This is a genomic window from uncultured Nevskia sp. (genome assembly GCF_903885465.1).
In the GTDB taxonomy this organism is placed as follows: domain Bacteria; phylum Pseudomonadota; class Gammaproteobacteria; order Nevskiales; family Nevskiaceae; genus Nevskia.
In genome coordinates this window covers 1-7,407 of the sequence record NZ_CAISIQ010000489.1, presented here as the reverse complement: position 1 = coordinate 7,407, position 7,407 = coordinate 1, and the positions used below count along the sequence as shown (strand labels likewise).

The following is a 7,407-nucleotide window of genomic DNA, read 5'->3' as shown; positions in this document are numbered from 1 at the left end:
GTCGAAGATGCCCGCACGATCTCGATTGCACCCTGGGATCGCAACATGATCGGCGCCATCGAGAAAGCCATTCTGGCGTCCGATCTCGGCATCACGCCGAACACTGCCGGCACCACGATCCGCATCAACATGCCGCCGCTGACCGAAGAGCGCCGCAAGGATCTGGTCAAGGTGGTCAAGTCAGAGACCGAGAATGCCCGCGTCGCGATCCGCAACGTGCGCCGCGACGCCAATCAGGCGATCAAGGAACTGGCGAAGGAAAAGATCATCACCGAGGACGAAGAGAAGGGCGCCGAGACGGCGATCCAGAAGCTCACCGATCAGTTCGTTGCCAAGGCGGAAGAAGTGATGAACGCCAAGGAAAAAGAGCTGCTGTCGCACGGATGACCCAGCACCTGCCGCCGCTTGGCCAGGCCGGCATTCCGGCGCACGTGGCCGTCATCATGGACGGCAACGGACGCTGGGCGAAGCAGCGGCTGCGGCCGCGCGCCTTCGGTCATCAGGCGGGCGTGAAAGCGGCTCGGCGCATCGTCCGCGCCTCGCACAAGGCCGGCGTCCAGGTGCTGACCCTGTTCGCGTTCAGCCAGGAAAACTGGCAGCGCCCGCCCGCCGAGGTATCGCTGCTGATCCGTCTGTTCGTGCGCACGCTGTCGCATGAAATCGCCAGCCTGCACAAGAATGGCGTGCGCATCCGGTTCATCGGCAACCACAGCGATTTTCCCGAGGAACTGCGCAAGCTGATGGCCGATGCCGAAGCGCTGACCGAGGCCAACACCAGTCTGACTCTGGTGATCGCCGTCGGTTATGGCGGCCAGTGGGACATCGCCCAGGCCGCGTCCAGCCTGTGCCGCGATGGTCTGCCGATCACCCCGGAAGCGATCGAATCGCGCCTGGTTGTCGCCGACCTGCCGCATCCCGATCTGCTGATCCGTACCGGCGGTGAGAAGCGCCTGTCGAATTTCCTGATCTGGCAACTTGCCTATACCGAGCTGCATCTGGTCGAAACCCTGTGGCCTGATTTCGACGAAACGGCTTACGCCGAGGCGCTCGCCTGGTATGCATCGCGTGAGCGCCGTTTCGGTCGCGTGCCGGAAGCCAGCTGATGTTGAAGCAGCGGGTCATTACCGCGCTGATCCTGGTGCCGCTGATCCTCGGGCCGATCATCTTCTTCCCGACAGCGTGGCTGTACCTGTTCCTGTCGGCCGTGGGGCTGCTGGCGGCCTGGGAATGGACGGCCCTGATGGGGCTGACTCAGCCGACCTCTCGCGCGGCTTATCTGCTGCTGGTCGCAATACTGCTGGCGCTGGCCTGGTTCATGGGCAGCATCGGCCTCGGCGTCTGGGTGGTCATGTTCGGAGCGATCTGGTGGGGCAATGCGCTCAGCATGATCGCTGGCTACCCCGTGAATTTCCGGCTCAAGCCGCCGGGCACCGCCATGATGGCGATTTACGGCCTGTTGATGCTGGTGCCGGCCTTGCTTGGGCTGGCGATGCTGCATGCCGGCAGCAACGGCGTGCTGCGGATGTTCTTCCTGTTCGGTCTGGTCTGGATGGCCGACATCGGCGCTTACTTTGCCGGTAGGCGCTTCGGCAAGCGCAAGCTGGCGCCTGAAGTCAGCCCTGGCAAGACCGTCGAAGGCGCGATCGGTGGCTTCGTCGCTGCCTTGCTGGTGGCAGGCACTGCGCCGTGGGTTTTCGGCTTCGGTCGTTTCGACTGGTGGAAGCTGTTGCTGCTTTGCGTGGCCGTGATCGGCGTGTCGGTGATCGGTGATCTGACCGAAAGCCTGTTCAAGCGTCATCGCGGCGTCAAGGATAGCGGCACCCTGTTGCCCGGGCATGGCGGCATCCTCGATCGAGTCGACAGTCTGCTGGCGGCAGCGCCGGTGCTGGCGCTCGGTCTGGCCTTGTTGGGAATTTGAAGGTGACGGCGAACGCTTTTGCCTCATCCATGGTCGAAGCCGCGGCCTCATCCTATTTCGGGTCCTGATCCATGCTCGATACGCTGCATTCCGCTGCCTCTTTCATCGTTGCGATCGGCGTCCTGGTCGCCTTCCACGAGTTCGGTCATTTCTGGGTAGCGCGGCGTTTCGGCATCAAGGTGCTGAAGTTTTCGATCGGCTTCGGCAAGCCGCTGTGGTCGCGGCGTGGCAAGGACGGCGTCGAGTACGTGCTGGCGATGATCCCGCTCGGCGGCTATGTGAAGCTGCTCGACGAGCGCGAGGCCGAGGTGGTCATTGCACCGGAAGATCTGCCGCGCGCTTTCAATCGCCAGCCGGTGGCCAAGCGCATCGCCGTGTTCGCGGCTGGCCCGGCGTTCAACTTCATTCTGGCGATCGCCTTCTATTGGGTGCTGTACATGGTCGGCGTGCCGGGCATGAAGCCGGTGATCGCCGCGCCACCCGCCGGCAGCCTGGCGGCCAGTGCGGGGCTTGCTGGCGGCGATCGCATCATCGCGCTCGACGACCAGAAGATTCCCACCTGGTCGGTGCTGCGCGCCGAACTTCTTGATCGCGCTCTGAGCCGCGGCAATACCGCCTTTCTGGTTGCCCACGCCGACGGCCGCGAGCAGACCGTCAACATCGATCTCGGCAAGGCGCGCGTCGACCCGGTGCTGCTGTTCGAAGACCTTGGCCTGAATCCGTTCGAGCCGCTGATTCCGGCCGTGATCGGGCAGGTGGTGGCGGGTGAAGCGGCGGATCGCGCCGGCCTGAAGATCGGCGATCGCATCGTCGACATCGATGGCAAGCCGGTCGCCTCGTTCCAGGATCTGCGCAGCCAGGTATCGGCGCGTCCCGGACAACTGGCGAAGTTCGGCATCGAACGTGCCGGCAGTAGCCAGCAAATCAGCGTCATCATCGGTACCGACTCCAGTCATGGCGAGGCCATCGGCCGAGTCGGCCTGGCGCCGCAGCGCATGGCGACCGAGGGTGATTTGTGGCAGGATTTGCGCGCTGAAGTGCGGCTGGGACCCTTGGCTGCGGCTTCAGCGGCGTTGCACCAGACTTGGCAGGTGTCGGCCCTGACGGTACGCCTGCTGTACCGGATGGTTGTCGGCGATGTCTCGGTGAAGAACGTCAGTGGTCCGATCCAGATCGCGCAAGCGGCGGGCTATTCGGCCAGCGCCGGAATTGGTGCGTTCCTGACGTTTGTAGCATTGGTCAGCGTCAGCATCGGCGTCTTTAATCTGTTGCCGATACCGATGCTCGATGGCGGGCAGATCCTGTTTGGGGTGATCGAAGCGGTGAAGGGCTCGCCGCTGTCCGAGCGCGTGCAGGCGGCGGGGCAGCAGCTGGGCATGACCCTGCTACTGATGCTGATGGGTTTGGCGTTTTACAACGATGTCGCCAGCGTGATCGGCTGACAACGACTATGGGTTTATTCGAGGAATGGTTCTGAACGGTCTAGGCAACACGGCACGCGGCGCGCTGCTGACTCTGGTCGCTATCGCCGCAAGCACCAAGGCGGCGTTGGCATTTGATCCGTTCGTGATCAAGCAGGTGCGAGCAGAGGGCCTGCAGCGCCTCGAACTCGGCACGGTGCTGACCTACTTTCCGTTGTCGGTCGGCGACGAACTGACCGAAACGGCATCGCGTTCGGCGATCCGCAGCCTGTACGGCTCGGGCCTGTTTCTCGATGTGCAGCTGGTGCGCGATGGCGATGACTTGGTCATCAAGCTCAAGGAACGCCCGGCGATCGCCAGCTTCAAGCTCGAAGGCAACGAGAAGGTCGGCGGCGACGAGCTGAACAAGTCGCTTAAGGATGCCGGTCTCGCCGAAGGCGAACTGTTCAAGCGCGCGCTGCTCGATTCGGTCGAACAGGAACTGCGCCGCCAGTACTACGCCAACGGCTACTACGATGTCGCGATCGAGGCCAAGGTCACCGACCTGCCCAACAACCGCGTCGACATCAACATCAAGGTGACGGAAGGCAAGGTCACCAAGATCAAGGAAATCAACCTGATCGGCAACACGGCTTTCCCGCGCGACGAGCTGCTCAAGCAGCTCAAGCTCGAGAAGACCACTTGGATGCCGTTCCAGAAGACCGATCGCTACTCCAAGCAGCAGCTCGGTGGCGATCTCGAAACGCTGTCCTCGTACTACCAGGATCGCGGCTACCTGCAGTTCAACATTGCTTCCGTGCAGGTGGCGCTGTCGCCGGACAAGCAGGACATCTACGTCACCCTGGCGCTCGAAGAAGGCGCGGTCTACAAGGTCAAGGATCACCGCTTCTCCGGTGAGATCGTGCTCAACGAGAAGTTTCTCGATGCACTGACCTCCTCGAAGAACGGCGCGATCTTTTCGCGCAAGGAAGCCACCGAAACCGCGACCCGCATCGAGGGCGCGCTGTCGGACATCGGCTACGCCTTCGCCAAGGTCACGCCACTGCCAGAAGTGGATGAGCCGAATCGCGAAGTCAGCCTGAATTTCTTCATCGAGCCCGGCAAGCGCGCCTACATCCGGCGCATCAACTTCCAGGGCCATACCGGCACCAACGACGAAACGCTGCGCCGCGAAATGCGCCAGCTGGAAGCCGCGCCGTTCTCGAAGAGTGCGGTCGAGCGCTCGCGCCAGCGTCTTGCGCGCCTGCCGTTCATCGAGGAAGCGGAAGTCGAGACCAAGCCGGTGCCTGGCACCGACGATCTCGTCGACATCGAGTTCAAGGTCAAGGAACGCGCCCCGGGCTCGATCCAGTTCGGCGTCGGCTATTCGGGCGCCCAGGGCTTCCTGATCAACGCCAGCATCACCAACACCAATTTCCTCGGTACCGGCAACAGAGTGCAGCTGGCTGCCGATACCAGCACCTTCAACCGCTCGGTGAGTTTGAGCCTGACCGATCCGTACTTCACCCAGGACGGTATCAGCCAGACGGTGTCGACCTACTTCCGCAAGTCGCAGTCGGTTATCCGCTTCAGCTCGGGCTTCGATACCAATGTCGTCGGCGGCGATCTGACCTACGGCATTCCGCTGTCGGAATTCGCGTCCCTGCGTCTGGGTGGCGGTGTCAGCCAAACCGCGGTGAAGACCTTCCCGGGCGCGTCGAGCAACGAAATTCTCAATTTCGTCATCAATAACGGCACGGAGTTCACCGCGTTCCAGCTGCGTACCGGCATCGCTCGCGATACTCGTAACCGCACGTTCTTCGCGACCAGCGGCATGCTGACCCGTCTGAACCTCGATATCACGCTGCCCGGCATCAGCGATCTGTCGTACTACAACACCAGCATTTCGCACGAGCAGTATTTCCAGCTGCCGTTCAAGTTCTTCACCAAGTTCAATGCGACGGTGGGCTACGTCCACGCCTACGGTTCCAGCAAGGACGTGCCGCCGTACGAGCTCTACTTCGCCGGTGGCGCGAACACCGTTCGCGGTTATCGCGATGGCTCGCTCGGGCCGCGCGATTTCCCGAACAACAACCCGTTTGGTGGCGAGCTGCGTGCCACCAGCCAGACCGACCTGGTGTTTCCGATCCCGGTGGTCAGCGACAACAAGACGACGCGCGCCAGCTTGTTCTACGACTTCGGCAACGTGTACGCCAAGCCGGGTGATTTCAGCGTGTCGACCTTGCGTCAGGCTTACGGCTTGAGCTTCAGCTTCTTCACGCCGATCCTCGGTCTGCTGTCCTTGAGCTACGCGTTCCCGCTGAACGACAAGCCGGGTGATTTCACCGACAGCTTCCAGATCAACTTCGGTACCGGCTTCTAAGTTTGACCCTGAGTGTGCTCCGGCAGTTGCCGGAGCCGTTTCGTACCGCAAACCCTGCTGCACTTTTCACTTTCAACGAGAGACCGACATGATTCAGCCCCGCATTCTTGCCGCCGCCGCTGTTGCCGCGCTGGCCGTGTTCGCAGTACCGACGATGGCTGTCGCCGCCGACGCCAAGGTCGCCGTGGTCCGCTTCGACGATGCCGTGCGCGCATCGCCGCAGTACAAGGTTGCCGATCAGAAGATGACCGCCGAATTCCAGAAGCGGAAGTCCGATCTGGAAGCGCAGTCCAAGCAGTTCGAGTCCGACGTCGAGAAGTTCAAGCGTGATCGCGTCACAGTCAGCCCGGACGCCGCCGCCAAGACCGAAAAGGATCTGGCCGCCCGCCAGGTCGATCTCAGCCAGGCCGGCCGCAAGTTCCAGGAAGACGCCCAGACCCGTCAGCGCGAGCTGACCAACGAAGTCGTCAGCAAGGTCCGTGATGCCGTGGTCGCCGTGGCCAAGGAAAAGAGCCTCGACGTCGTCGTCGCTGATCCGGTCTTTGCCAACACCTCGTTCGACATCACCGACGACGTGGTCAAGAAGCTCGGCGGCACCTCGAAGTAAACGCGGACGCAAGTTCCCCGGCACCGATGAGCCCACGCGCGACGACTTTGGCCGCACTGGCCGAGCGTCATGGTCTGGAGCTGCGCGGTGACGGGGCCTTGCTGATCTCGGGTGTTTGCGCGCTGTCACCCGGTCGGGCCGGACGCATCGGTTTCTGTGCGGATCCGAAGTTGCGCAAGCAATTGGCGGATAGCCAGGCTTCTGCGGTCATCATCGGCACCCGGGATGCGGCGAGCTTCAGTGGCAATGCCCTGATCAGCGCCAATCCTGCGATCGCATTCGCCCTCGTCGCACGCGAATTCGATCGCGCCGAGGAGTTTGTCGTCGCTCGCCACGTTTCGGCGACGATCGATCCCTCCGCGCAGATTGGTGATGGTTGTGGCATCGCTGCCGGTGCGGTGATCGAAGCGGGTGCCGTGATCGGCGCCGGCAGCTACATCGGCCCGAACTGCGTGGTTCGCCGAGGTGCTGCGATCGGTGCCGGTTCGCGCCTCGAAGCGAATGTCTACATCGGCCCGGATTGCGTGCTCGGTGCGCGCGCCCGATTGCTGCCCGGCGCGGTGATCGGCGGTCGCGGTTTCGGACTGGCGCCCAGCCCGGCGGGCTGGATCGAAGTGCCGCAGCTGGGGCGCGTGATCATCGGCGACGATGTCGAGATCGGTGCCAATACCACCATCGATCGCGGCGCACTCGATGACACGGTGATCGAGGACGGCGTCAAGCTCGACAACCAGATCCAGATCGCGCACAACTGCCGGATCGGCGCGCGTACCGCGATCGCCGCCTGCACCGGAATCGCCGGGTCGACCACCATCGGCCGCAACTGCATGATCGGTGGTGCCTCGGTGATCGGCGGACATCTGACGATCGTCGACAACGTTGTCGTGTTCGGCTACGCGATGGTTACCAAGTCGATCACCGCCCCCGGACAATACGGCTCGGGCATTCCGGCGAAGCCGGCGCGCGAGTGGCGCCGCGAAGTGGCCCGCATCCGTCGGCTGCCGAAAGTCGATGAACGACTTGCGGCGATCGAACAAATACTGAAAATGACTCCGGCAACGGGAGAGGAGCACGGTGAGCAAGGCGATCTTTGATATCC

General features: G+C 62.8%; 7 protein-coding genes. All 7 read left to right on the top strand.

Annotation, left to right across the window (positions count from 1 at the left end; genetic code table 11):
• Nucleotides 1–387 (top strand): ribosome recycling factor (gene frr, locus QZY06_RS18975; protein WP_295687054.1); only part of this gene is annotated, 387 nt, incomplete at its 5' end.
• Entirely contained in the window at nucleotides 384–1,103 is a 720-nt protein-coding gene (gene uppS / locus QZY06_RS18970; RefSeq protein ID WP_295687052.1) for a polyprenyl diphosphate synthase, read from the top strand. The genes frr and uppS, both read left to right, overlap by 4 nt.
• Entirely contained in the window at nucleotides 1,103–1,918 is an 816-nt protein-coding gene (locus QZY06_RS18965; protein ID WP_295687050.1) for a phosphatidate cytidylyltransferase, read from the top strand. Before uppS ends, QZY06_RS18965 begins: the two co-directional genes overlap by 1 nt.
• Nucleotides 1,919–1,989: 71 nt before the next feature.
• Entirely contained in the window at nucleotides 1,990–3,360 is a 1,371-nt protein-coding gene (gene rseP / locus QZY06_RS18960; RefSeq protein WP_295687048.1) for an RIP metalloprotease RseP, read from the top strand.
• 25 nt (nucleotides 3,361–3,385) lie between these two features.
• The gene (gene bamA / locus QZY06_RS18955; protein WP_295687045.1) at nucleotides 3,386–5,701 is read left to right on the top strand and encodes an outer membrane protein assembly factor BamA; all 2,316 of its coding nucleotides are present in this window, start codon (nucleotides 3,386–3,388) and stop codon (nucleotides 5,699–5,701) included.
• Between the two features lie 88 nt (nucleotides 5,702–5,789).
• The gene (locus QZY06_RS18950) at nucleotides 5,790–6,308 is read left to right on the top strand and encodes an OmpH family outer membrane protein (RefSeq protein ID WP_295687043.1); all 519 of its coding nucleotides are present in this window, start codon (nucleotides 5,790–5,792) and stop codon (nucleotides 6,306–6,308) included.
• Between the two features lie 26 nt (nucleotides 6,309–6,334).
• Complete coding sequence (gene lpxD / locus QZY06_RS18945; protein WP_295687041.1) at nucleotides 6,335–7,402, top strand: UDP-3-O-(3-hydroxymyristoyl)glucosamine N-acyltransferase; 1,068 nt, start codon at nucleotides 6,335–6,337, stop codon at nucleotides 7,400–7,402.
• Nucleotides 7,403–7,407 lie beyond the last annotated feature (5 nt).